The sequence below is a fragment of the Sphingomonas abaci genome, assembly GCF_014199625.1.
Classification (GTDB): Bacteria; Pseudomonadota; Alphaproteobacteria; order Sphingomonadales; family Sphingomonadaceae; genus Sphingomonas; species Sphingomonas abaci.
In genome coordinates, this window is the sequence record NZ_JACHNY010000001.1 from 424588 (window position 1) to 448579 (window position 23992).

The 23992-nt window shown below is 69.6% G+C and carries 24 protein-coding genes; 9 read left to right on the plus strand and 15 right to left on the minus strand.

Features of this window, described 5'->3' with window-relative positions; all coding sequences use genetic code 11:
• The first annotated feature begins 4 nt into the window (after positions 1–4).
• The 3 genes from gltX to GGQ96_RS01905 are packed head-to-tail and all read left to right on the plus strand — an operon-like array spanning position 5 to position 2957.
• On the plus strand, positions 5–1426 hold the full coding sequence (gene gltX, locus GGQ96_RS01895; protein ID WP_246360077.1) for a glutamate--tRNA ligase: 1422 nt from the start codon (positions 5–7) through the stop codon (positions 1424–1426).
• A 19-nt stretch (positions 1427–1445) separates the two neighbouring features.
• Positions 1446–2729 carry a citrate synthase gene (locus tag GGQ96_RS01900; RefSeq protein ID WP_184110988.1) on the plus strand — a complete coding sequence of 428 codons (1284 nt, stop codon included), beginning with the start codon at positions 1446–1448 and terminating at the stop codon, positions 2727–2729.
• Between the two features lie 21 nt (positions 2730–2750).
• Positions 2751–2957 carry a hypothetical protein gene (locus GGQ96_RS01905; RefSeq protein WP_184110990.1) on the plus strand — a complete coding sequence of 69 codons (207 nt, stop codon included), beginning with the start codon at positions 2751–2753 and terminating at the stop codon, positions 2955–2957.
• 136 nt (positions 2958–3093) lie between these two features.
• On the opposite strand, the gene GGQ96_RS01910 is transcribed toward GGQ96_RS01905, so the two are convergent.
• The 4 genes from GGQ96_RS01910 to GGQ96_RS01925 all read right to left on the minus strand — a co-directional run bounded on the left by GGQ96_RS01910 (position 3094) and on the right by GGQ96_RS01925 (position 7116).
• On the minus strand, positions 3094–4422 hold the full coding sequence (locus tag GGQ96_RS01910; RefSeq protein ID WP_184110992.1) for a sensor histidine kinase: 1329 nt from the start codon (positions 4420–4422) through the stop codon (positions 3094–3096).
• A gap of 5 nt (positions 4423–4427) precedes the next feature.
• Complete coding sequence (locus GGQ96_RS01915) at positions 4428–5471, minus strand: hypothetical protein (RefSeq protein ID WP_184110994.1); 1044 nt, start codon at positions 5469–5471, stop codon at positions 4428–4430.
• A 116-nt stretch (positions 5472–5587) separates the two neighbouring features.
• Positions 5588–6769, minus strand: a complete 1182-nt coding sequence (locus GGQ96_RS01920; RefSeq protein WP_184110996.1) for a glycosyltransferase family protein — start codon at positions 6767–6769, stop codon at positions 5588–5590.
• Between the two features lie 53 nt (positions 6770–6822).
• Positions 6823–7116 (minus strand): Hpt domain-containing protein, encoded by a 294-nt coding sequence (locus tag GGQ96_RS01925; protein WP_184110998.1) that lies wholly within the window; start codon positions 7114–7116, stop codon positions 6823–6825.
• 96 nt (positions 7117–7212) lie between these two features.
• Here GGQ96_RS01925 and GGQ96_RS01930 point away from each other — a divergent pair, with 96 nt between their 5' ends.
• Entirely contained in the window at positions 7213–9840 is a 2628-nt protein-coding gene (locus tag GGQ96_RS01930) for a coiled-coil domain-containing protein (RefSeq protein WP_184111000.1), read from the plus strand.
• 509 nt (positions 9841–10349) lie between these two features.
• Here the strand turns inward: GGQ96_RS01930 and GGQ96_RS01935 are convergent.
• From GGQ96_RS01935 to GGQ96_RS01955, 5 genes are all read right to left on the minus strand, one after another.
• Positions 10350–10697 carry a tetratricopeptide repeat protein gene (locus GGQ96_RS01935; protein WP_184111002.1) on the minus strand — a complete coding sequence of 116 codons (348 nt, stop codon included), beginning with the start codon at positions 10695–10697 and terminating at the stop codon, positions 10350–10352.
• 221 nt (positions 10698–10918) lie between these two features.
• Complete coding sequence (locus GGQ96_RS01940; RefSeq protein WP_425506682.1) at positions 10919–11344, minus strand: ExbD/TolR family protein; 426 nt, start codon at positions 11342–11344, stop codon at positions 10919–10921.
• 30 nt (positions 11345–11374) lie between these two features.
• On the minus strand, positions 11375–11854 hold the full coding sequence (locus GGQ96_RS01945; RefSeq protein ID WP_184111004.1) for an ExbD/TolR family protein: 480 nt from the start codon (positions 11852–11854) through the stop codon (positions 11375–11377).
• A gap of 95 nt (positions 11855–11949) precedes the next feature.
• The gene (locus tag GGQ96_RS01950) at positions 11950–12741 is read right to left on the minus strand and encodes a MotA/TolQ/ExbB proton channel family protein (RefSeq protein ID WP_184111006.1); all 792 of its coding nucleotides are present in this window, start codon (positions 12739–12741) and stop codon (positions 11950–11952) included.
• A gap of 54 nt (positions 12742–12795) precedes the next feature.
• Positions 12796–13476 carry a TonB family protein gene (locus GGQ96_RS01955; protein ID WP_184111008.1) on the minus strand — a complete coding sequence of 227 codons (681 nt, stop codon included), beginning with the start codon at positions 13474–13476 and terminating at the stop codon, positions 12796–12798.
• Between the two features lie 244 nt (positions 13477–13720).
• On the opposite strand from GGQ96_RS01955, the gene GGQ96_RS01960 reads away from it, so the two are divergent.
• Positions 13721–14539 carry a hypothetical protein gene (locus tag GGQ96_RS01960; RefSeq protein WP_246360008.1) on the plus strand — a complete coding sequence of 273 codons (819 nt, stop codon included), beginning with the start codon at positions 13721–13723 and terminating at the stop codon, positions 14537–14539.
• A gap of 27 nt (positions 14540–14566) precedes the next feature.
• Here the strand turns inward: GGQ96_RS01960 and GGQ96_RS01965 are convergent, their stop codons facing one another.
• Both GGQ96_RS01965 and GGQ96_RS01970 read right to left on the minus strand, forming a co-directional pair.
• A complete protein-coding gene (locus tag GGQ96_RS01965) occupies positions 14567–14938 on the minus strand; it encodes a dihydroneopterin aldolase (protein ID WP_184111012.1) in 372 nt (123 codons plus the stop codon).
• 56 nt (positions 14939–14994) lie between these two features.
• Positions 14995–15660, minus strand: a complete 666-nt coding sequence (locus GGQ96_RS01970) for a glutathione S-transferase family protein (RefSeq protein WP_246360009.1) — start codon at positions 15658–15660, stop codon at positions 14995–14997.
• Positions 15661–15777: 117 nt separating this feature from the next.
• Here GGQ96_RS01970 and GGQ96_RS01975 point away from each other — a divergent pair, with 117 nt between their 5' ends.
• The 4 genes from GGQ96_RS01975 (at position 15778) to GGQ96_RS01990 (ending at position 18710) form a co-directional block, all read left to right on the plus strand.
• On the plus strand, positions 15778–16278 hold the full coding sequence (locus GGQ96_RS01975; protein WP_184111014.1) for a GNAT family N-acetyltransferase: 501 nt from the start codon (positions 15778–15780) through the stop codon (positions 16276–16278).
• 64 nt (positions 16279–16342) lie between these two features.
• Complete coding sequence (locus tag GGQ96_RS01980; RefSeq protein ID WP_184111016.1) at positions 16343–16906, plus strand: DUF1285 domain-containing protein; 564 nt, start codon at positions 16343–16345, stop codon at positions 16904–16906.
• Positions 16903–17493: a CoA pyrophosphatase gene (locus tag GGQ96_RS01985; protein ID WP_184111018.1), complete on the plus strand. Its 591-nt coding sequence runs from the start codon at positions 16903–16905 to the stop codon at positions 17491–17493. Before GGQ96_RS01980 ends, GGQ96_RS01985 begins: the two co-directional genes overlap by 4 nt.
• A complete protein-coding gene (locus GGQ96_RS01990; protein ID WP_425506683.1) occupies positions 17490–18710 on the plus strand; it encodes a CCA tRNA nucleotidyltransferase in 1221 nt (406 codons plus the stop codon). Before GGQ96_RS01985 ends, GGQ96_RS01990 begins: the two co-directional genes overlap by 4 nt.
• On the opposite strand, the gene GGQ96_RS01995 is transcribed toward GGQ96_RS01990, so the two are convergent.
• From GGQ96_RS01995 to GGQ96_RS02010, 4 genes are all read right to left on the minus strand, one after another.
• Positions 18641–20278, minus strand: a complete 1638-nt coding sequence (locus tag GGQ96_RS01995) for a putative bifunctional diguanylate cyclase/phosphodiesterase (RefSeq protein ID WP_184112166.1) — start codon at positions 20276–20278, stop codon at positions 18641–18643. The two genes, GGQ96_RS01990 and GGQ96_RS01995, sit on opposite strands and share 70 nt — an antisense overlap.
• 281 nt (positions 20279–20559) lie before the next feature.
• Positions 20560–22806, minus strand: a complete 2247-nt coding sequence (gene parC / locus GGQ96_RS02000; protein WP_184111022.1) for a DNA topoisomerase IV subunit A — start codon at positions 22804–22806, stop codon at positions 20560–20562.
• Positions 22807–22970: 164 nt separating this feature from the next.
• Positions 22971–23354: a hypothetical protein gene (locus GGQ96_RS02005; protein ID WP_184111024.1), complete on the minus strand. Its 384-nt coding sequence runs from the start codon at positions 23352–23354 to the stop codon at positions 22971–22973.
• 245 nt (positions 23355–23599) lie between these two features.
• Entirely contained in the window at positions 23600–23983 is a 384-nt protein-coding gene (locus tag GGQ96_RS02010) for a hypothetical protein (RefSeq protein ID WP_184111026.1), read from the minus strand.
• Between the last annotated feature and the right edge of the window lie 9 nt (positions 23984–23992).

Consider the following 23992-nt stretch of genomic DNA (forward strand, 5'->3'; position numbering starts at 1 on the left):
CGGCATGCCGTCCGCCGCACCGACCACCACCGCCGGCCCCGCGACGGGCCGCGGTGTCGTGACCCGCTTCGCGCCGTCGCCGACGGGCTTCCTTCATCTGGGCGGCGCGCGCACCGCGCTGTTCAACTGGCTGTTCGCCCGCCATCATGGCGGCACGTTCCTGCTGCGGATCGAGGATACCGATCGCGTCCGCTCCACCCAGCCGGCGATCGACGCGATCCTGGCCGGCATGCGCTGGCTGGGCCTGGACTGGGACGGCGACGCCGTGTTCCAGTTTGCGCGCGCCGATCGTCATGCCGAGGTCGCCCGGGCGATGATCGCCAACGGTTCCGCCTATAAATGCTATATGACGGCGGACGAGATCACGGCGATGCGCGCGGCGGCGGAGGCGGCGAAGAAGCCGCTGCGCATCCGCAGCCCGTGGCGCGACCGTACGGACGGCCCCGCGGACCAGCCTTATGTCGTCCGCCTGCGCGCGCCGCAGGAAGGCGCGGTGACGATCGACGATCAGGTGCAGGGCAGCGTCACCGTCCAGAATGCCGAACTCGACGATCTGGTCCTGCTCCGCTCCGACGGCACGCCGACCTATATGCTGGCGGTGGTGGTCGACGATCATGACATGGGCGTGACCCATGTCATCCGCGGCGACGATCATCTCAACAACGCCTTCCGCCAGCTGCCCATCTACCGCGCGATGGGCTGGCCCGAGCCGACCTATGCCCATATCCCGCTGATCCATGGCGCGGACGGCGCGAAGCTGTCCAAGCGGCATGGCGCGGTCGGCATCGAGGCGTATCGCGACGAGCTGGGCATCCTGCCGGAAGCACTGGACAATTACCTGCTCCGCCTGGGCTGGGGTCACGGCGATGCCGAGATCATCGCGCGCGAGGATGCGGTCCGCTGGTTCGATCTCGCGGCGGTGGGCAAGAGCCCGTCGCGCTTCGACCTGAAGAAGCTCGAGCATCTGAACGGCCATTACATCCGCGAGGCCGACGATGCGCGACTCGCCACGCTGGTCGCCGACCGGCTGGCGGGGGCTGATGTCGCGCGGCTGACCGCGGCCATGCCGGCGCTGAAGCCGCGCGCCGCGAATCTGAACGAACTGGCGGACGGCGCGCACTTCCTGTTCGCGACCCGCCCCCTGCCGATCGACGCCGCCGCCGAGCCGCTGCTGGCCGGCAACAGCCCCCATATCCTGGCGGCGGTGCATGGCGCGCTTGACGCGCTCGACGGCTGGGATACGGACGCTCTCGAAGCTGCGGTACGACAGGTGGCCGAGGCCGAGGGCGTCAAGCTTGGCCAGGTCGCGCAACCCCTGCGCGCCGCATTGACCGGGCGCAAGACCTCGCCCGGCATCTTCGACGTGCTCGCCCTTCTAGGGCGCCAGGAAAGCCTGGGTCGGATCGCCGACCGCATGGCCGCTTAAGATTTCAGAGAGGACGATCATGACTGACGCAGCGAAGCTTTCGATTGGCGGCAAGGACTTTGACTATCCGGTACTGACGGGCACGATCGGCCCGGACGTGGTCGACATCCGCAAGATGTACGGCCAGACCAGCGCCTTCACCTACGACCCGGGCTTCACCTCGACCGCGTCCTGCCAGTCGACGCTGACCTATATCGACGGCGACGAGGGCGTGCTGCTCCACCGCGGCTACGCGATCGGCGAACTGGCCGAACAGTCCAGCTTCATGGAAGTCGCCTATCTGCTCCTGAACGGCGAGCTGCCGACCAAGGAGGAGCTGGCCGGCTTCAGCACCACCATCACCCGCCACACCATGGTGCACGAGCAGCTTGCGGCCTTCTTCCGCGGTTTCCGTCGCGATGCGCACCCGATGGCGATCATGTGCGGCGTGGTCGGCGCGCTGTCGGCCTTCTATCACGATTCGACCGACATCCACGATCCGGTGCAGCGCACCATCGCCTCGCACCGCCTGATCGCCAAGATCCCGACGATCGCCGCGATGGCCTATAAGTACAGCGTCGGCCAGCCTTTCCTCTATCCGGACAATTCGCTGTCCTATACGGGCAATTTCCTGCGCATGACGTTCGGCGTGCCGGCCGAGCCCTATGAGGTGAACCCGGTCGTCGAAAAGGCGATGGACCGCATCTTCATCCTCCATGCCGATCACGAGCAGAACGCCTCGACCTCGACCGTGCGTCTCGCCGGTTCGTCGGGCGCGAACCCCTTCGCCTGCATCGCGGCGGGCATCGCCTGCCTGTGGGGCCCGGCGCATGGCGGCGCCAACGAGGCGGCGCTCAACATGCTGCGCGAGATCGGCACGCCGGACCGCATTCCGGAGTTCATCGCCCGCGCCAAGGACAAGAACGATCCGTTCCGCCTGATGGGCTTTGGCCACCGCGTCTACAAGAACTACGACCCGCGCGCGACGGTGATGCAGAAGACCGTGCGCGAGGTGTTCGACTCGCTGAAGGTCAGCGATCCGGTTTTCGAGACGGCGCTGCGGCTGGAGGAGATCGCGCTGAACGATCCCTATTTCGTCGAGAAGAAGCTGTTCCCGAACGTCGACTTCTATTCGGGCATCATCCTGTCGGCGATCGGCTTCCCGACCGAGATGTTCACCGTGCTGTTCGCGCTCGCCCGCACCGTCGGCTGGGTCGCTCAGTGGAACGAGATGATCACCGATCCCGACCAGAAGATCGGCCGCCCGCGCCAGCTCTATACCGGCCCGGCGCAGCGTCCGTATGTCGGTCTCGACCAGCGCTGATTCCCCGGCGCTGATCCGGCCATGAAGACCCTGCGTCCGATCCTCCTGCTCCTCGGCCTGGCACTCGCCGTGATGGGGTTTCTGTGGATCGGCCAGGGGCTGGGCTATGTCCATTGGCCCCGGTGGAGCCCGATGCTCGACCGGACGCAATGGGCCGATTACGGCGCCGCGCTGGCGGTGGCGGGACTGATCCTGCTGCTGGTCGCGCGGCGCCTGCCCCGGCGGTGACGGTCCGGCTCCGGCCGATCCCGCTCCCACAAGATATCGGCTGAGATCCGGACTGCTCCTGCGAGAGCGCGCACACAAGCCCGGGCGACCCATGGACCGCAAGTGCGCGAAGGTCCCGCCCCCAATCCGATCGGCGTTATCCGATCGGCAGGGCCAGCGTGAACAGCGCGCCTTCGCCCGGTGCGCTCGCCACGGTCAGGTCGCCGCCCATCGCGCGCGCCAGCCGGCGGGCGATGAACAGGCCAAGGCCGTTGCCGCCCGGCTCGCTCGCGTCGATCCGCTCGAACTTCTCGAAGATGCGCGCCTGATCCTCCTCGGCGATCCCCTTGCCATGGTCGGCGACGGTCACGCAGGCGCGATCGTTGATGATCATCGCGGTCACGAACACCCGCTCGCCCTGCGGCGAATAGCGGATGGCGTTGCCGATCAGGTTGACGACGATCTGGAGGCAGCGTCGGAAGTCGCCCTTCGCCGCCGCATGTTCGTCCAGGTCCGGCCGGTCGAGGATCACCCCGGCATGATCGGCACGCACCGCGAGCAGGCCGGCGGCGCGGCGGGCGACATCGGCCAGGTCGATCGGCTCGATCTCGGGCGCGAAATCCGGCCGCTCGATCGCCTGCAGGTCGACCAGGTCGTCGACCAGTTCCATCAGGTGCCGGCCGGCAGTGGCGATGTCGGCGGCATAATCGGCGTAATCGCGCGCGATCGGCCCGTCCGCCTCCGCCTGAATCGAATCGGCATTGGCGACGATCCGCGCGAGCGGGGTGCGCAGCGCCCGGTCCAGTCCGGCAGTGAAGCCGTCCGAGAGCTCCTCGGCCGCGGCGGGCCCAGCCATGGCCACCGGCTCGGCCATGCCGGACAGGCCGGCGAAACCGCCCATCTGGTCCAGCCGCACCTCGGCTGACAGCATCAGCGGCGCGCCGCCGGAGCGCAGCGTCGCGGGTTGCGCGCGCAAGGGTCGCCGCCGGGCGAGCGCGTCCAGGATCGGCATCACGCCGCCCGCCCCCTCGTCGAAGCCGAAGAGGCTGGTCAGCGGCCGGCCGAGCATCGCGAATGCCCCATCCCCGCCCGTCATGCCGCTATCCGGCGCGATGAAGGTCAGGCGCAGCGACGCATCGGTCTCCCACGTCCAGGCGCCGGGGGGCGCGACCGGCGGCAGCGGGTCGGGCGCGGCGCGCCAGCGGGGCGTCTCCGCCCAGCCGCTGATCGCCAAGTGCCCGTCGGGCTGCGCACGCACCCAAAGCTCCAGGTCATGCTCGCCATCGGCGATCGTCACGCGACGCTGGACGGCGATCCGCAGCCGGCCGGCCAGTCTCGCCACCACCGCGATCTGCGGCACCGCCAGCGGCCGGTGCAGCGCCCCGCCCGACCGGCCGTTCAACCCCAGGATCGCCGGGTCGGCCGACAGCAGCAGTCCTTCCGCGTCGACACGGGCGCTGGCGACCGGAGCGACGGCAATGCGCATCGCGTTCACCGCCACGCGCCCGCCCAGGCTCCATCCGTGTTCCCGCCCCAGCCCAATTCCCGTGGCCGGTGCGTCACCGCGGCGATCGCCCGGCGAAAGTCGCGGGGCAGCGCGAGCGGGGCCAGCGCCGACCGCGCCGCCGCAGCCGGCACCGCGGCGATGGCGTCCAGCTGGTCCGCCAGCGCCTCGATATCGCGCGCCGGGTCGGCATCGGCCAGCGCCAGGCCGATCTGCGCGATGACGCCGCGATCCAGTTCCAGGGCGCGCAGCGCCAGCCACAGCCGGTCCCCATCCGGCTCCAGCACGATCGCGCGGACCTGGTCTGCCGAAAGGCGCAGGCCGTGCGCGATGACCGCGATGAACAGGCCGAGTCGGCGATCGCCCAGCGCATCGAGCAGCAGCATGGCGCGTTCATCGATCCGGGCGTCGATCGCCCGCGCCAGCGTCATCGCCGCAGCCTCCGCACCCGGCGTCTCGGCCCGGACGGCGAGCCGATGGTCGGAGGCCGCCACCAGCGCCTGGTCGATCTCGGGCTCGTCACCGTCACGGATCGCCGCCGCCACCAACCAGACCAGCTCGGTCCGCAAGGCCGGCGGCAGATCGACATCCGCCATTTCCCCCCGTTCCAGCGCGGCGCGACGCCGGCTGTCGGCAGCGAGCAGCGCCTGCGCCGCCCGGGCCACCTCGCCATCGGCGGACGTCGCCAGTTGCACCAGCAGGCTGGGCATGTCCGGCGATCCGACCGCGATCGGCAGCGCCTGCCCGATCAGGTCCTGGCGCACGCGCGCGATCAGCTCCGCGACGAGCGCGCCGTCGCGGAGCAGCCCGGACCGGATCAGACGGTCGAACACCTGATCGTCCGCCGCCAGGATCGCCGCCCCCCGTCCGGCGAGCGAAGCGGCGGCGTGGCTGCGCAGGTCGCGGGCGATCGTCTCGACCAGCGTGCGCAGCATCTGGCGCAAGGTCAGCCGGGTACGATCGCCCAGTCGGGCCTGATCGGGAAGGAACAGATCGTCGATCGACTCGCGCAGCCTATGCTCCGCCCGCATGCCGGCTCGTGCCGCGCGAACGGCAAGCGCATCCGGGGACCATGTCCCACGGGCGTTCACGTCTGGACCTGCCGACATTGTCGCTGATGAATAACCGGATTGAAGTTAATGACGTTTTAAGCGTGGCGGCGCAGGGCCTCCACAGCAGCCGCCAGCGTTGATGCAGCGTAGGCGACTGTCAACGCCACACCTGAGAGGGGTGTCCCAATTAGGGTCGATCCGGCCTGCAACAGCAGATAGGCGGGCGGCCCGCCCCACCAGGGACGCCGGCGCGATCGCTGGATCGCCCGCTCGCCGAGACCGCCCAGATACAGGATCGCCAATGCCCCGACCAGGCCGACCGCCTGGCCTTGCGCCATGCCCAGGGTCAGGCCCAGCGCCAGCGTGGCGAGCGCGGGCACGGCGGCGATGCCGATGGTCTGCGCACGCACCAGCGCCGCTTCGTCGCGCAGGATCGCCAATGTGCGGCCCAGCCCCATCAACAGGCAGCCGACCAGCGCGACGATCAGGCCGCCTCGCGTCATCCCGCCCAGCGTCAGCGCCGCGCCGACCACGCCCAGCCCCGCGCCGCCCAGCGCGATGCCGGTGGTGCCCGCCCGGCGCTCGATCAACCGGGGCACCAGCGCCCGGGCGAGCGGCGCCAGCACGATGGCGTTGAACCAGTTGCGTCGGTCGGCGACGGTGGCGGCCAGCACCGCCTTGCCCCGCACCGCCAGCGCGGCGCTGCTATGCTCGATGCCATGGCCGTCGCGCAGCATCGCCTCCGCTAGCGGCACATGGGCGGCGCGCCCCTGATCGGCGAGCCGCAGCGCGGTGGACTGCAGGTCGTAATCCTGGGGCAGCGCGGCAACATCGGCGATCCGCCGCGCATCGAGCCGGGCGACGCCGGCCCAGGCGGTGCTGCCGCCCAGCCGTTCGTAGCGGGTCGGTGCGGTCGCGTCGGGCACCACGAGCAGCGCATCGCTGCCCTCCTCGGCGAAGCGATCGATCACCTCCTGCGTGGTGATCAGGCCATCGGCGAGCATGACGATCCGGGCCAGCGGATGGAATTTCGCCGATGCCTCGACCGCGGAGCGCACCGCGTCGACCGCGATGCCGCGCTTGCTGATCCGGCCCAGCGCGCCGAGCAGTTCCGGGGTCAGCCGCCCGACCACCACCACCAGTTGCGCCGCCCCCGCCGCGATCAGCAGGCGCGCCTGATATTCGATGATCGTGACGCCCCCGAACGGAAGCGTCGCTGTCAGCTGTCCCGGCCGGTCGTCGGCGTCCTGTTGAGCGAAGAGAAGGCCGGCAAGCATAGCCACCGGCTGTTAAGGCTCCGGCGGCGGGATGCAAGAGGCGGCCAACCGACCTACAGCGCGTCGACGGCCCGGCGGATCTTGGCGAGCAGGTCGGGATCGCCCGGCCGCGCCTCCGCCGCCAGCGCCGCCAGCCCCATCAGCCGTACCGCGCCGAAGCTGGCGGACAGGCCCCGCAACCGGGCCGCCGCTGTGCGCCATTGCTCCACCGTCTCCGCCGCCGCCAATTGCGTGCAGGCGCGAGTCACGCCGTCGAGGAAGGCGAGCCGCAATTCGGCGATCAGCGCGGGTTCGTCACCCACCGCCGCCGCCAGCGCCGCATCGATCGCTCCAGGATCATAAGCCATGGTTCGCCCGTAGACGCAGACACTTAACGAGATATTGCGACGGGGTGTCGCGGGCCGGTAAAGATGGTACACCATGGTCATGATGGGGGATCGTTGATGGGCGCGCCGATGGATTCAGGCCATGACCTCTGGCCGCGACGACCCGAGGAGCCGCGCGGACAGCCCGAGGTGCTCGAACTCGTCGTCGAACAGCCGGAACAGGCGGCGGCGCGTGGCTGGACGGGGCCGGTGGCGCTGGGTGCGGCCCTCCTGCTCGATGCCGGGATCCTGTGGCTGGTCCGTGGCCAGCTGACGACCCTCTCGCCGATCCAGGCGGTGCAGATCGCGACCGCGCTGTGCGTGGCGCCGGCGCTGGTCGGCATCCTGTGGCTGCTGGCGCAGCGCACCAGCCGCGCCGAGGCGCATCGCTTCGGCCAGACCTCGCGCGCGATGCGGGCGGAGGCGGCGGCGCTGGAGGACCGGATCGCGGCGCTATCCCGCCATATCGACGTGCAGCGCGCCCATCTGAACGACCAGCTCGCCGCGCTCGCCCATACCGGCGATGCCGCCGCCGCCCGGCTGGAGACGATCGGCCGGGCGCTGGCCGGCGAGATCGAGCGCGCCGATGCCCATGCCCACCGCCTGGCGGATGCGGCCGACATGGCGCGCGGCTCAGTCGCCGACCTGCTCGCGGCCATCCCCACCGCCCGCGCCGACAGCGAGGACATCGGCCGCCGCATCGACCAGGCCGGCCTGTCCGCCGCCGCGCAGGTCGCCGCGCTGGATGCGCAGCTCTCCGCCCTGGCCGACCGCGCGCACGAGGCCGATGTGGTCGCCACCACCGCCGCCGAGCGGCTGGCCGCGAACATCGCCCGCATCGCCGAGGCGAGCGACGGCGTCGGCCTGCGCCTCGATCGCGCCGGGGCGACGATGGCGACGACGGTTGACTCGCTTATCGCCCGCACCGAGCAGTCGGTCGAGCAGGCCCGCGCCAGCCTTGCCGCGGAGGGCGAGGCGCTGGTGGCCGCGCTCGTGGCACACCAGGCGCAGCTCGACGACGGCGCGCGGGACACCGCCGCCGCGCTTGCCCGCCAGGGACAGGCCATGGCCGAAGCCGCCGACCAGGCGCGCGCCACGCTGGCGGCGCAAGGCGAGGCGATGGTCCAGGCGCTGCGCGCCCATCAGGACGCGCTGGAGGCGAGCGCGCGCGACGGCGCCGGGCGGCTGGAGCATCAGGCCGATCAGGTCGACGCCCGACTTCGCGACGCCCATGCCGCGCTCGGCGCGCAAGGCGAGGCGATGCTGGTGACGCTCGGGACGCATCAGGCCGCGCTGGAGGCGAGCGCGCGGGACGGCGCGTCGCTGCTCGCCCGGCAGATCGACGCGATCGAGGGCCGGCTGGAGCAGGCCCGCGCCACCTTGGCGGTCGCCGGCGAGGCCAGCACGGAGGCCATGGCCGAGCGGCTGGAGACGATCGATCGCGCGGTCGACCATATCGCCGGGCGGTTCGAGGGACAGGCGGGTGCGGGCGATGCGATGATCGCCGGGCTGCACGCCGCGATTGATGCGGTGGAACACCGCATGGCCGCCCTGCAGGACCAGGGCGAGCAGCGCTCGCAACGTCTGGCCGCCTCGATCAGCGCGCTCGGCGGCTCCGCCGACGCGATGACCGAGGCGCTGAAGGCCGGCGAGGCGATGGCGACGCGCACGATCGGCACCACCGAAACGCTGCTGGTGGCGCTCGACGCGGCGGCGCGCGAGATCGATGAGACCCTGCCCGACGCGCTCGACCGGCTGGACGGGCGGATCGGCGCGAGTCGCTCGGTCGTCGCGCAGGCCAAGCCGGAACTGCTCGCCCTGGTCACCGCGGCGGAAAGCACGCACGACGCGATCGAGGCGATCGCCGATGTCATCGCCACGCAGCGCCGCGTGCTGGACGAACTCGGCACCGGCCTGGCGGCGACGCTGGGCCAGGGGCGCGATCAGCTCGCCGCATTGGACGATACCGTCGCGGCGACGCTGGAGCGAACGCAGCGTTTCGCGGGCGAGGCCGCGCCGCAGTTGCTCGACGCGCTGGAGCGGGTACGCGACACGGCCGAACTGGCGGCGGAGCGCGCGCGCGCGGCGTTGGTCGCGGTGATCCCGCAAGCCGCCGCGGCGCTCGGCGAGGCCGCGGCCGAGACGATGCGGCGGGTGACCGGCGACACCGTGGTACGGCAGGTCGATTCGATCACCGACGCCACACGTCTGGCTGTCGAGGCGGCCACGCAGGCGACGGAACGGCTGGCCGCACAGGTCGACACCATCGCCGAGCAGTCAGAACGGGTGGAGAGTCGCATCGTCGAGGCCCGGCAAGAGCGTGAGACTGCAGAGAAGGACATGCTGACCCGGCGGGTGGCGACCCTGATCGAGCAGCTCAACTCGGCCTCGATCGACATCACCCGAGCCTTCGCGCCGGATATCGCCGACAGCGCCTGGGCCGCCTATCTGAAGGGGGATCGCGGCGTCTTCACCCGCCGCGCCGTGCGTCTGCTCGACGCCAGCCAAGCCGCGGCCGTGGTCGACCTCTATGACCGCGACACCGGCTTCCGCGAACAGGTCAATCGCTACATCCACGATTTCGAGGCGATGCTTCGCATGATCCTGGCACAGGCCGAGGGGTCGCCGCTGGGCGTCACGCTCCTGTCCTCGGACATGGGCAAGCTCTATGTGGCGCTCGCCCAGGCGATCGAGCGGCTTCGCTGACGGGACGCCGTCGCGCCTCTGTGAGCCAGAATGCCGGGGCACGACACGGGCCTTAATCGGAGGTAGCGCGGAAGACCCCGCGAGAACGCACGGCGGGCGTTCGCAGCCTACGGAGCGACGGCAGCGCAACCTCTATGGACATGCGCCTGATCCGCGCGCGGCCTTGTGCTCCGGAGGACGTGGGCGCGCCGGTTGAAGCGGGACAGCGCTGCGGTTCGCCCGCCCCTGAGCGCCAGCGCGCACAGGACGGCGATGGTGACCTCTTCAAGGTCGCGCTCCCCCATCGGCCTCCATCGCCAGACCGGGGACGCCGGGATTCCTGCCGAACGTCGATGACGCGGTGATCGCCAGGTGGGACGAGTCGGCGGCGTCGCACGCACGCTTCTGTTCAAGCCTATCGGCTCACTGCTCTCGATGCCGTCGCCCGTCGCGGCCGGTTCCCCGGCCGTTGACAGCCGCTCACCGGCCGACCGATTGGCGGGTACCGCTTCCAGCCCCGCCGTCCCCGGCTATCGCGTTGCGATCGCCATCGGCGTCAAGCGGGCCAGTCCGCGCTGCGCCACCTGATGCGAGCCGGCGGTCGCGCCAGAGGCAAGGTCCATCTGGACGTCGGGCGTATCGAGCACGGCAGCGTAGAGCGAACGCGCCTCGGCCGTACGACCGGTCTGCTGGTAGATCGCCGCGAGGTTGAGCAGCACCTCCGGCGTCGCCGTGCCCGAACGCTGCGCTGCCGACAGCGTCGCCTCCGCCTTTTTCAGATTGCCGGCCGCGATCGCCATATAGCCAGTCGGCGTGGTGGCCATGGCCGACTCCGCCACCGTGGCCAGCACCAGCGAGGACATCAGCAGCTTGCGCATCATCCATCTCCCAATCCCGTGACCATCAACGTGATGTTTCACTTTTATGACTCTGATGTGTCACTTCTGTGAACCGCACGCAAGCCCGAAAGGTCCGGGTCGAGACGATGGGCCTGTGCCATTCCGCAACGCTGCGGCCGCCGCCCTCGCCGATCGACGACGGGCACAAAAAAAGGCGACCCCGAAGGGCCGCCTGGCATCGTTCCAGCAGGATCAAACGATCAGAAGTCGTTGCGATACTGCTCGTTGCCGATGAAGCCGAGCTTGGTGATCGCGGACCGCTTGACCACGGCCAGCGTCTTGTCGACGACTTCGTAGCGCGCGTCAGGCGCGGGCTGGAAGTGGAGTTCCGGCTCGGGGTTCATCGCCGCCGACTGGTCAAGATACTGGCGCAGCGTCACCTCGTCCACGGGTGAGCCGTTCCAGGCGACCGTGCCCGCCGCGTCGATGGTGATCTTGTTCTTCTGCGAGTCGACCGGGTTCGCCGGGGTCTTCGAGTTCTGCGGAAGATCGACCTTCACGGCATGCGTCTGGATCGGGATGGTGATGATGAACATGATGAGGAGAACGAGCAGGACGTCGATCAACGGCGTCATGTTCATTTCCATCATCGGGCCGTCTTCTTCTTTGCCGCCGCTCATTGCCATGTCATGCTACTCCTAAATACGTCCGAGCGATCAGCGATCAGTGGTGCCGATGGCGGGCGGCTCGGAGATGAAGCCGACACGGGCGAAGCCGGCGCGCTGCATCGTGTAGATCGTGCCGCCGATGCACTTATACGGGGTGTTCACATCACCACGGATATGCGCCTCGGGCAGTTCGAGACCAGCGGCACCCGGACCACCCTGGCGATCGATCTCGGCCTTCAGCTTGGCCACACCGCGATCGAGCAGTTCGGTCGACGTGACGCGCGACAGGCCCCAATAGACCGCGCAGCTGCCATCGGGATTGGTCGTCACCGACAGCGAGACGTTCTCGGGCTTGGTCGTCGTCGGATCGAAACGGACATCCGGCAACTTCAGCTGCACTGCCTGGACGGCGACGGTCGTCGTCACCAGGAAAATGATCAGGAGCACAAGCATGACGTCGACGAGCGGCGTCGTATTGATGTCCGATATCGATTTCTCGGTGGAATCGCCACCAACACTCATCGCCATGTGCGAACTATCCTATCCCATGTAATCGCCACCGGAAACCGCCGGTGGAAGGAAAACGGGGCCACCGACGACAGCCGCCCCGTCTTTCTTGCGTCTTAGTTGGCGCGCGGCACGCCACCGGTCTGGCCGGCGGTCGTGGTCGGCTTCACTGGCGCCTTGGCGGCGCCGACGGTGCCGTGCGTCGGGCGAACCGCGCCGTTCGAGGCCAGGAAGCCCAGCACGTCGTTCGAGAAGGCCGACAAGTCCTCCGCGATCGACTTGTTGCGGCGCTGCAGCCAGTTGTACGAGAGCACCGCGGGAACCGCGACGACCAGGCCGAGTGCGGTCATGATCAGCGCTTCGCCGACCGGACCCGCGACCTTGTCGATCGACGCCTGACCCGACGCACCGATCTTCACCAGTGCGCGGTAGATGCCGATAACCGTACCGAACAGACCGATGAACGGCGACACCGAACCCACCGTCGCGAGGAAGGCGAGACCGCCACCCAGCTTCGAGTTGATCGCGGCTTCCGAACGCGCCAGCGAACCGTGCAGCCAGTCATGCGCCTCGACCGGATCGGTCAGCTTCGAATGCTGCTCCTGCGCGGCCAGACCGTCGTCGACGATCTGCTTGTAGGCCGAGTTCTTCTCGAGCTTGGCCGAACCCTCGCGAAGGCTGTTCGCCGACCAGAAGCCCTGGCGCACGCGCTTGGCCTGGTTGATCAGCTTCTGCTGCTCGAACAGCTTCGAGAACAGGATGTAGAACGAGACGACCGACATCAGCACCAGGATCGCGAACACGGTCTGCGAGATGAGACCGCCTTCCTTGAGCGCCTGCTGGAGGCCGTACGGGTTGTCGCCCTGGGCGGCGGCCGCGCCGCCGGCGGCGAGAATGGTGGTGAGCATCTAGGTTGTCCTCTGGCTAAATCATATACTGTGTGTTGGGCGGGCGCGAGCCGTTTAGCTCGGCGGGATCTTCCACGTCACGCGACGCGACGAGCTCGAACGGATCGGGTTACCGCTCTGGTCGAGGGCCGGCTGGTAACGTCCGCGACGGGTGATCGCGGCGCAGGCGGCGCGATCGAGCGCGGCGGACCCGCTGGACGAGGTGACGCGGCAGTTCTCCACGCGGCCCTGGGCATTGATGTCCCAGGCGATGGCAGTCGTGCCTTCTTCCTCGGCGCGCAGGGAGCTTGGCGGATAGTCGTCCGTCGTGACCCATTGCGCGGGATCGCCCTTGGCCCCGGCGGCCTTGCTGACCACGGGCGCGGCCGGCGGCGCAGGCGGTGCTGGCGGCGCGGGCGGAGCCGGCGGCGCAGTCGGCTGCGACGGCGGGATGATCGTCGACGTGTTGATCGCAGGCGCAGGCACCGGAACAGGCACGATCGGCGGCGGCACCACGACCGTGGTCGGGGGCGGCGGCAGGTTCGGCGTGTCTGGCGGCGGCGGCGGCGGTTCGTCCGGCGGCGGCGGCGGCGGTGGCGGCTCCACGTCGAACGTGTTCAGGTCACCCGTCACCTTCTTGACGTATTGAAACGCAAGGCCGGTGACGAACGCATAGCCGAGAAGAGCGTGAATCAGCGCGACGATCACGATCGCGACGACCTTGCTCCCACTCATCTTCTGGTCAGTGTAGGCCATTCAGCAATCACACTCCTTGACTGCATCGACGCCGCCGCGGCCGTAGCGGCGGACCCCGATCGTCCGCCAATGCCCTTCGGGACCCTTGGCAGTTCCCTAATTCCTATCGCCGTGCCCTGCGGCACGCAAACGCTTTGTCAACGCAACAAACGAACAAACGTTAACGCGCTGGTTGTTTCTATGCTGTTCAGCCGATCTGCTGTAACCGACTTCCATGACAACCATATTTCGGTCCGTCGCCGCAATGGCACTGTTCGTCGCGCCCGCCGTCGTTTCGGCGCAACAAGGCCCCGTTTCGGTGCCAGCGCGCGCGCCCGTCGGGGAGCTTGGCTATGCCGATCTTGCCGATCTGATCCTGTCCGCTCCTGTTATCGCTACCGTCACAATCCGGTCAGCCACCCGGATCAAGGGCCCGGAGGCAGCGGATGTGGCGCAGGGCCACGCCCGATTCTATATCGATTCGGATGTTAACGCTTTGATTAGGGGTCGTGAGGGCTTGCCGTCGCGAATCGGTTACGTCGTCGATGCCCCACTCGACTGGCGCGGCAGGCCGCCCCGGTTGAAGAAGGAGCGGATGCTCGTCTTCGCGCGCCCGGTCGCGGGCAGCATGGACCAGGTGCAGCTTGCCGGCCCGTTGGGACAACAGGCGTGGAGCCAGGCGATGGAGGACCGCGTTCGCACCGTCGCTGCCGAGGTCGTCGCCCCCAATGCCCCGCCCGCGATCACCGGCGTCGGCAATGCCTTCCATGTCGCCGGGTCACTGCCCGGCGAGGGTGAGACGCAGATCTTCCTGCAGACTGCCGATCACCGACCGGTATCGCTATCAGTGCTGCGCCGACCGGGCGAACAGCCGCAATGGTCGGTGGCGCTGGGCGAGATCGTCGACGAGGCCGCCGCCGCCCCGAGACGGGACACGCTGCTCTGGTACCGGCTCGCATGCGCGCTGCCGCCGGAACTGCCGACAACGAGCACGAGCGCGCTGGACGCCGCCGACGCCGCCCAGGCGCAGGAGGATTACCGCTTTGTGATGGGTGCCCTGGGGCCCTGCCGCACGGTCGCCTGACGGGGGCCGCCGCGGCACAGCCGCCGGTCAGCGGCGATGGCGCACCAGGGTGATGCCGATCGCCTCGCCGGCTTCCGCGATGGCGAGCTTGACGATCTTCACCTCGACCCGGCGGACGCGTTCGTCCTGCAGGAACAGTGTCTCGCAGATATGGTCGGCCACCGCCTCGACCAGCGTGAAATGCACCCCCGGCGGCAGCGCGGTGGTCGCGGCATGCTTGAGATCCATATAATTCTTCGACGCCGTGAGCGGCGTGTCCGGCGCGAAGCGGCGTGGACAGTCGAGGTCGACGGTCAGGGAGATGCGGAGCGGCTGGGGAAGGTGCGTTTCCTCGGAATAGATGCCGGTCAGCACCTGCACCTCGATATCATGCACCTGAAGCTGGAGACTGTCTTCCATCCGCGCGCCTCTACCAGACGCACGCGTGGTGGGAAGCGGCTTGGCGTGCCGGCGGGTCAGGCGCCGCTCGATGGCCGGGCCGTCGCGGCGGCGTGCCAGCGGCGCAGATGCCCGCAGCTCTCCGGCACCGCCAGGCGCGCCCGGTGCGCGAAGTCGACCGCGACCAGCGCGGCGATGTCCGCCATGCTATAATGCCGGTCCGCGATCCACTCCCGCTCCGCCAGATGCGCATCAAGGCTGGCGACGAAGCCCGCCCATAGCACGCCTGCCCGCTCGACCAGCGCGGGGAGCTGGGGCGGCGCGGCCCCCTCCCCGGCCAGCACGCCGGGCAGCGCCCGTCCAGCAAAGGCGGGATGGCCGTTGCGCAGCGCATAGACGGCAGCGGCATAGCCCTCCGCCTCGATCCGGCGCAGCCAGGTCTCGACCATGGCGATGGCGAAGGGGTCGCTGCCGAACAGCGGCGGATCGGGATGCAGCGCTTCGACATAACGGCAGATGGCGATGGAATCGTCGATGACGCGTCCGTCGGCGAGCACCAGCGCCGGCACCAGGCCGCGCGGATTGACCGCCAAATAGGCGGCGGCGAGATTGCCGCCGTGTTGCAGGTCGACCGGCACCCGCTCGATCGCCTCGCTGAGACCATGCCCCTTCTCGGCCAGATAGAGGCGCACCCGGCGCGGGCTCGGCGCCCAGCCATTGTCGTAGAGCCGCATCCCCGCCATGCCGTTCCTCCCTCCCGTCGGCCGCTCGTCCATGCGCGGCGCTTGTGTTCGTGCCGCGCGACGTTACAGCGCCCGACCGCCGCAGGTCCATCATGCGCGGCGAAGGATATGAGGCCGATGATCGAGATCGTGCCACTGGCCCCCGAACGGGACGGTGCGGTGGAGGAACTGCTGGACGCGGCGTTCGGGCCGGAGCGACGGGCGCGCACCGCCTATAAGGTGCGCGGCGGCGGCGCACCGCTTCGTGCCCTGGGCTTCGCGGCGCTGGACGGCGACCGGCTGGTCGGCTCTATCCAATGCTGGCCGGTGGTGCTGACCGACGATGCCGGCACGGGCTGGCCATTGGTGATGGTCGGCCCGGTGGCGGTCGCACCCGACATGCAGCAGTCCGGCATCGGCCGCCGCCTGACCGAGGCGGCGCTGGCCGCCGCCACGCGCGAGGGGCTGGGCGAGGCGCTGATGCTGATCGGCGATCCGGAATATTACGAGCGCTTCTTCGGCTTCACCGCCGCCCGGACGTGCCGCTGGCGCCTGCCCGGCCCGGTCGAGCCGCGCCGCCTGCTGGCGCGCGGCTGCGCCGTGCCCGAGGTCGCCGGGACGCTGGGTCCCGCCGGCTGACGCCCCCGCCCGGTCGCGCTTCCCACGCCTTTACCTGAATGGGCGCGCATCCTACCTGCCAATCATGCCGATGCCGCCGCCGCCCGACCTCGCCGCCCTGAGCCTCTCCCAGGTCGCCACCCTGCTCGCCGAGCGCCGCCTGCCGCCGGTCGAACAGTGGAACCCGGCGCATTGCGGCGATGGCCAGATGCGGATCGCGCGCGACGGCACCTGGTACCACCAGGGCAGCCCGATCGCGCGCCCCGATATGGTGCGGCTGTTCGCCACTATCCTGCGCCGCGAGCCGGACGGCAGCCATGTCCTGGTCACGCCGGTCGAGAAGCTGACGGTCGAGGTCGAGGACGCGCCCTTCGTCGCGGTCGCCCTAAAGGCGGAGGGCCAGGGCCGCGACGCCCGCCTCGCCTTCCAGCTCAACACCGGTGAGCTGGTGGTTGCGGGGCCGGCGCATGGCCTGCGCTTCGTCGAAGGGGTGGACGGCCCCCGTCCCTATTTGCATGTTCGCGCCGGACTGGAGGCGCTGGTGTCGCGGCCGGTCTATTACGAACTGGCGGAGCGCGCGCTGGCCGGCGACGATGCCGAGCCCGGCCTATGGAGCGACGGCCGCTTCTTCCCGCTGACCCCGGCATGACGCTGACCGACCGGCTGCGCGCCGCGCTGTCCAACCGGCCCGACATGGAACTGCTGGCGGGCGACCATGCCGACCTGGCCCGCCACGCCGCGACAGACCTGACTGCGGCGGCGGTGCTGATCGCCTTCACCGACCGGCCCGACCCCGGCATCCTGCTGACCCAGCGCGCCGAGACGCTGCGCCACCATGCCGGGCAGGTCGCCTTCCCCGGCGGGCGGCTCGATCCCGGCGAGGACGCGATCGCCGCCGCGCTGCGCGAGGCCGAGGAGGAGATCGCCCTGCCGCGCGCCGTGGTCGAGCTGGTCGGCGCGATCGACCCCTATCGCACCGGCACCCGCTTCGATATCACGCCGGTGGTCGGCGTCGTGCCGCCCGATCTTGCCCTGGTCCCGGCCGAGGCGGAGGTGGCCAGCGTCTTCGAAGTGCCGTTTTCCTTCCTGCGCGATCCCGCCCGCCACCACCGCGCCAGCGCCTGGTGGCAGGGGGCGGAGCGCCATTATATCGAGATACCATGGAACGACCGCCGCATCTGGGGTGCGACCGCCGCGATGATCGTCAACCTGTCGCACCGCCTGGCCAGCCTGTGAGCGGCGCGACCGACACCTGCCTGCCGCCCGCCGACTGGCGGGCGCTGCCGGGTCTCGACCGGCTGGCGGCGATCCTGGGGGCCGCCGCCGGCGAGGCGCGCTTCGTCGGCGGCGCGGTGCGCGACAGCCTGCTCGGCCTCCCGGTCGCCGATGTCGACCTGGCCACCCGTCACGCGCCGGAGACGGTGATCGCGCGACTGAAGGCGGCGGGCATCCGGGCGGTGCCGACCGGCGTCGCGCATGGCACGGTCACGGCGATCCTGGACGGCCATCCGGTCGAGGTCACGACGCTGCGCCGCGACGTATCGACGGATGGCCGCCACGCGCTGGTCGCCTTCACCGACGACTGGCGCGAGGATGCCGCGCGCCGCGACTTCACGATCAACGCGCTCTATGCCGATCCCGACAGCGGCCGGGTCCACGACTATTTTGGTGGCCTGGCCGATCTCGCGGCGCGGCGGGTGCGCTTTATCGGCGACCCGCTCCAGCGCATCGCCGAAGACCATCTGCGCATCCTGCGCTTCTTCCGCTTCCATGCGCGGTTCGGCGACGCGATCGACGATGCGGGGCTGGATGCGTGCGCGGTGCGCGCCAACGACCTGATGGCGCTGTCGCGTGAGCGGATCGCCGCCGAGTTGCTCAAGCTGCTCGTCGCGCGCGCGGCGGTGCCGGTCGTGCGGCTGATGATCGCGCGGTCCATCCTGGTCGCGGTGCTGCCGGAGATCGATGCGGCCGGCGTCGAACGCCTTGCCCGGCTAGCCGAGCGGGAGGCTGCGGCCGGCGTCGCCCCCGACCCGATCCGCCGCCTCGCCGCGCTGGTCCCGGCGGCGGACGCCGAAGCGGTCGGCGCGCGGCTGAAGCTGTCTAACGCGCAGCGCAAGCGGCTGGTCGCGGCCAGCGCCGGGCCGGGCGACGAGGGACCACTGGCGCTCGGCTACCGGGCGGGGGTGGAGAGCGCGATCGACCGGCTGCTGCTGGCGGGCGCGGATGCGGCGGCCCTGATCGGCTGGACGACGCCGCGCCTGCCGATCACCGGCGGCGCGCTGGTCGCGCGCGGACTGGCCAAGGGACCGGACGTGGCGCGGGCGCTGCGCGCGATCGAGACGCAGTGGATCGCGGAAGGCTTTCCCGACCCCGCGCGCGTCGATCAGATCGCCGACGCAGTCGCCTCCGCCAGCATCTCCAGCGCCGCCGGGGCCTCGAGCGGCCGCGCGTAGAAATAGCCCTGGCCATAGGTGCAGCCCAGCACCGCCAGCGTCTGCGCCAGCTCCAGCGTCTCGATCCCCTCGGCGGTGGTCTGCATCCCCAGCGCTTGCGCCAGGCTGAGGATCGCGCGCACGATCGCGATCTTGTCGCGGTCGGCGATCATCCCGGTCACGAAGCTGCGATCGATCTTCAGCACGTCGATCGGGAGCTTCTGGAGATAGGCGAGGTTGGAATAGCCGGTGCCGAAATCGTCCATCGCCAGCGTCGCGCCCAGCGCCTGGAGCGCGTGCATCGTGCCGGCGATGCGATCGGGATCGCTGACGATCGCGCTTTCGGTCAGCTCCAACGTGAACCGGTCGCCGGTCAGGTGCGAGCGGTCGAGCGCCCCTTGCAGCACCGGCGCGATCGCGTCGCGCTGCAATTGGATGGCGGACAGGTTGACCGCGATGCGCGAACCATTGCCGGGGATCAGCCGGTCCCATTCCGCCAGCGTCCGCGCCGCCTCGTCGATCGCCCAGCGGCCGAGCGGGACGATCAGGCCCGACTCCTCCGCGACCGGGATGAAGCTGTCGGGCATCCGGTGGACGCCCTCCTCATCGGTCCAGCGGACCAGCGCCTCGAACGAGCACAGCGCGCCGGTCGCCAGGCTGCGGATCGGCTGATAGGCGAGGCGAAGCTGCCTTCGCTCGATCGCGCGGCGCAGCGCCGTCTCCATGCCGAACTGTTCGCGCGCGATGGCGAAGGCCTGGTTCTGATAGGCTTCGATTCGGCCGGTCGACTTGGCCCGCTTGGTGGCGAATTGCGCGTGGCGGATCAACTCCTCGCGCGGGACATCCGGCGCGGTGAAGGCGATGCCGATCGAACAGTCGACGCTGATCTCGAAATCGGTCAGGCGGAACGGCGTCGACAGGGTGCGCATCACCCGCGTCGCCAGGTCGTGCGCCTCGCCATCCTCCTCCTCGATGGTCACCAGGATCGCGAACTCGTTGCCACCGATCCGCGCCAGCACGTCGTTGACGCGCAGCGCCCCGCGCAGCCGGCGCGCGACGGTGATGAGCAGCTCGTCCCCTGCGAGGCTGCCGAGACAGGCATTGACCCGGCCGAACCGCGCCAGGTCGATCACCATCACCGCCTGGCGCGCCGCGTCGCCCGCCTCGACCATGTCGCTGAACCCCTCGCGATTGGGCAGGCCGGTCAGGCTGTCGGTGGTCATCTCGCGGCGCAGCGAGCGTTCGGTGTTATATTGCGAGGTCTGGTCGATCAGCGTGACCACGCACGCATCGTTGGCGGTCAGCGTGGAGCGCGCGATCGTCACGCGATAATAGCGGCAATCGATTGCCTCGCCGATCGTCCAGTCGCATTCCGCGCGCGCCTCCTTCTGGTCGAGCACGTCGTGGACCATGGCGCCCAGCGCTTCCAGCAGGGGCGACCGGTCGGCCACCACCCCCAGCCCGGCGAGCCGATAGGCACGGTTGAACGCGGGGAAGCTCAGCATGCCGTTCTCGCGGAGCACGACCACGGCGGGAACCGGAATCAGGTCGAGCCCGCCGACGATCAAGCCCAGCGACATGGTCGGCATTATGGCCAAGGGTGATTCTTCGGGCGGCGCGGTAGCCATGGCCTCATGATAGTCAGCACAAGTTAAGAGGGACTGAAGCACTGACTGGTCTGGTCTGGTCTGGTTCGGCCATGCCCCACCGCTGGCATCGACTTGCCCGTCAGTGCCCTCGGAAGGGTTGCGACACGCCTTTCGGTGCTCCGGCGCAGGAGCCGGATCGGCGCCCACGCCGGCCCGGCGATGACGCGACGTCTCACTCGCGGTATGGGCATCCGGGCGTCACGGGTTGACGCGGCCCGCCGTCACGCGAAACGATTGTCGCGCGGGAAGCCGGTCGGCGGCATCCGACCCGCCGCCCCTCGCGCCGCGCGCCAGAGCGACAGGTCGGTTTCGGTGCGGACGCGCCGCCCCTCGCCCCCCATCACCCAGCTCAGCCCCTCGGCGAAGACGAAGGTGCGCGCATCGGACAGGCCGCCGTCGCGGAACCGCTGGAGCTGGAGCCCCTGCCCCCGCGTCATCTCGACCAGTTCGTTGATCGGGAAGACCAGCATCTTGCGATTGTCGCCGATCGCCGCGACATAATCGTCGCTCGCCCCCACCGGCCGCACCACCTTCAGCACCGCGCCAGCACGCGGCGTCACGATCGTCTTGCCCTTGCGCGTCTCCGCGATCGTATCGGCGACCGGCACGATGAAGCCGCGCCCGTCGCTCGCCGCGACCAGCAGCTTGCCTTGCGCCGACGCCGCCAGCAGCGCCACCACGCCGACGCTGCCGTCCAGGTCGATCATCGCCCGCACCGGCTCGCCAAAGCCGCGCCCGCCCGGCAGCTTGTCCGCCGCCAGCGTGTAGAATCGCCCGTTCTCGGCCGCCAGCAACAGCTTGTCGGTGGTCTGGGCGTGGAAGGCGAAGGCCGGACCGTCGCCCTCCTTGAACTTCAGCGTCTCCGCCGCCGCCAGGTCGTTATGCCCCTTCATCGCCCGGATCCAGCCGCGCTGCGACAGGATGACGGTGATCGGCTCGCGCTCGATCATCGCCTCCAGCGGGATGTCGCGGGTCGGCGCGGCTTCCTCGACATCGGTGCGGCGCCGGCCGAGCGCCGTTTCCGGACCATAGCGGTCGCGGATCCGCTTCAGGTCGCGCTTCATCCGGGCCTTCTGCTTCCTGGGGTCGGCGAGCAGCGCCTCCAGCGTCACCCGCTCCGCATCGAGCTGATCGCGCTCCTTGCGGATCTCGAACTCCTCCAGCCGGCGCAGGCTACGCAGCCGCATGTTGAGGATCGCCTCCGCCTGGCGGTCGGTCAGGCCGAACTCGGCGATCATGACCGCCTTGGGCTCGTCCTCGGTGCGGATGATCTCGATCACCCGGTCGAGGTTGAGATAGGCGACCAGATAGCCATCGAGCAGTTCGATCCGGTCGGCGATCTTGCCCAGCCGGTGGCGCGTACGTCGGTCGAGCACGACGAACTGATGGTCGATCCAGGCGGACAGCGCGTCGCCCAGGCTCATCACGCGCGGCGTCCGCTCCTTGTCCAGGACGTTGAGGTTGAGGGGAACCCGCGTCTCCAGGTCGGTCAGGCGGAACAGACCGTCCATCAGGACCTGGGCATCGACGGTGCGCGCACGCGGCTCCAGCACGATACGCACCGCCTCGTCCGACTCGTCGCGCACATCGGCCAGGATGGGCAGCTTCTTGTCGTTGATCAGCGCGGCGATCTGCTCGATCAGCTTGCCCTTCTGCACGCCGTACGGGATTTCGCTGACCACCGCCTGCCAGCCGCCGCCCTTCTCGCGCTCGATCGTCCAGCGCGCGCGCACCCGGAACGCGCCGCGGCCGGTGCGATAGCTTTCGGCGATCACCGCCGGCGGGTCGACCACCAGCCCGCCGGTCGGGAAATCGGGCCCGCGCACGAACTGGAGCACGTCGGCCGACCGGTCGTCGACCAGCGCCACCGCCGCGTCGAGCAGCTCGGCGGCATTGTGCGGCGGGATGCTGGTGGCCATGCCGACCGCGATGCCGCTGGCGCCATTGGCCAGCAGGTTGGGGAACAGGCCGGGGAACAGCTCTGGCTCCTGCTCCTCGCCATTATAGGTCGGGCGATAGGCGACGGCATCTTCGTCCAGCCCGTCCATCAGGTCGATCGCGACCTGGGTCAGCCGCGCCTCGGTGTAGCGATAGGCGGCGGCGTTATCGCCATCGATATTGCCAAAATTGCCCTGTCCGTCGACCAGCGGATAGCGCAGCGAGAAGGTCTGGGCGAGCCGGACCATCGCGTCATAGACCGATTGGTCGCCGTGCGGATGATATTTGCCGATGACATCGCCGACGACGCGCGCGCACTTCTTGTACCCTTGGGTGGGGTCGAGCTTCAGCAACCGCATCGCCCAGAGCAGCCGGCGATGCACCGGCTTCAGTCCGTCGCGCACGTCGGGCAGCGAGCGCGCGGTGATCGTCGACAGCGCATAGACGAGGTAGCGCTCGCTCAGCGCACTGTCGAAGGGAGCATCGAAAACGCCGATCGGCGTGTCGGGGTCGGTCAGTTCGGTCGCCATCTGTTCTCCTGATAGCGCCAAAGGCCGCGCCTGCACAGGCCCTCCCCGCCCCCGGTCTTCGCACCTGCCCCGGCATGGCGAAACGGCCATGCCGGGTGCCGCCATGGCCGTTTCCGGGTACGGGTTCCGGGACTATCCTCTGGGCGGGGACATGCCGGTCCGGTTCAGCCGACCGGCGGGGCCCAGCCGAGCGTCTTGTCGACATCGGGCTGGATGTGGTTGCCGGCCGTGACTTGGCAGTTCTGGAACGCCACCGGGGTGAACGTCTCCACGCCCGCGACCTGCTCCTGGTCGACCGGCTTGCCTTTCCTGTTGTGGGTGACGTCGAAGGCCACCGCCTCGGGCCGGAAGGTCGCGAGCACGTCGGCGGTGTCGCGGCAGGCGACCGTGCGGTCGACCGGGCCGTTCTTCACCAGCGAGATGACCTCCATCGCCGCACCATTGTTAAGCGGTATGCGGGCCTGTTCGGCGACCCAGGGCTGGGCGCCCGCCGCGCCCGCCACCAGCATCAGGGATGCACCAACACAACCGATCATCAGCTTGTTCATGTCTACCTCCTTAGCAAGCACGGCAATAACGACGACATCCAACGTCCGGTTTCGCCGTCATACAGGTTAAGTTATCGTCATGCTCCTGTAACTGTCTTGGTCATTGACTGCCATGGTCTTGACTGAAATGGCCCAACAACTTGGTGACGCAACCATGCTCTTCGCCGAAACGCCAGACAATGGAACGGCCATGGCGGGTGCCGCCATGGCCGTGTCGGGATGGAGATGGGTTGGGGAAATAGAACTCAGCGCACCGGCGGCGCCCAACCCAGCGTCTTGTCCACCTGGCTCACGAACTGGTTGCCGCCCATCACCTGACAGTTCTGGAACGCCACCGGCGTGAAGGTCTCGACGCCCGCGACATCCTCCTGCTCAACCGGCTTGCCCTTCTTGTTGCGGGTGACGTCGAAGGCCACCGCCTCGGGCTGGAAGCTCGCGAGCACGTCGGCGGTGTCCCGGCAGGTGACCGTGCGATAGGCGTCGCCGTTCTTCACCAGCCAGACGAACGCCTTCGCCGCGCCGTCGCCAAGCGACAGTTGCGCCTGGCTCGCCACCCAGGGCTTTGCCGAACCGGCCCCCGCCGCCGCCACCAGAGCGGCGCCAACACAAACGGTCATCAGCTTGTTCATATCCTGCCT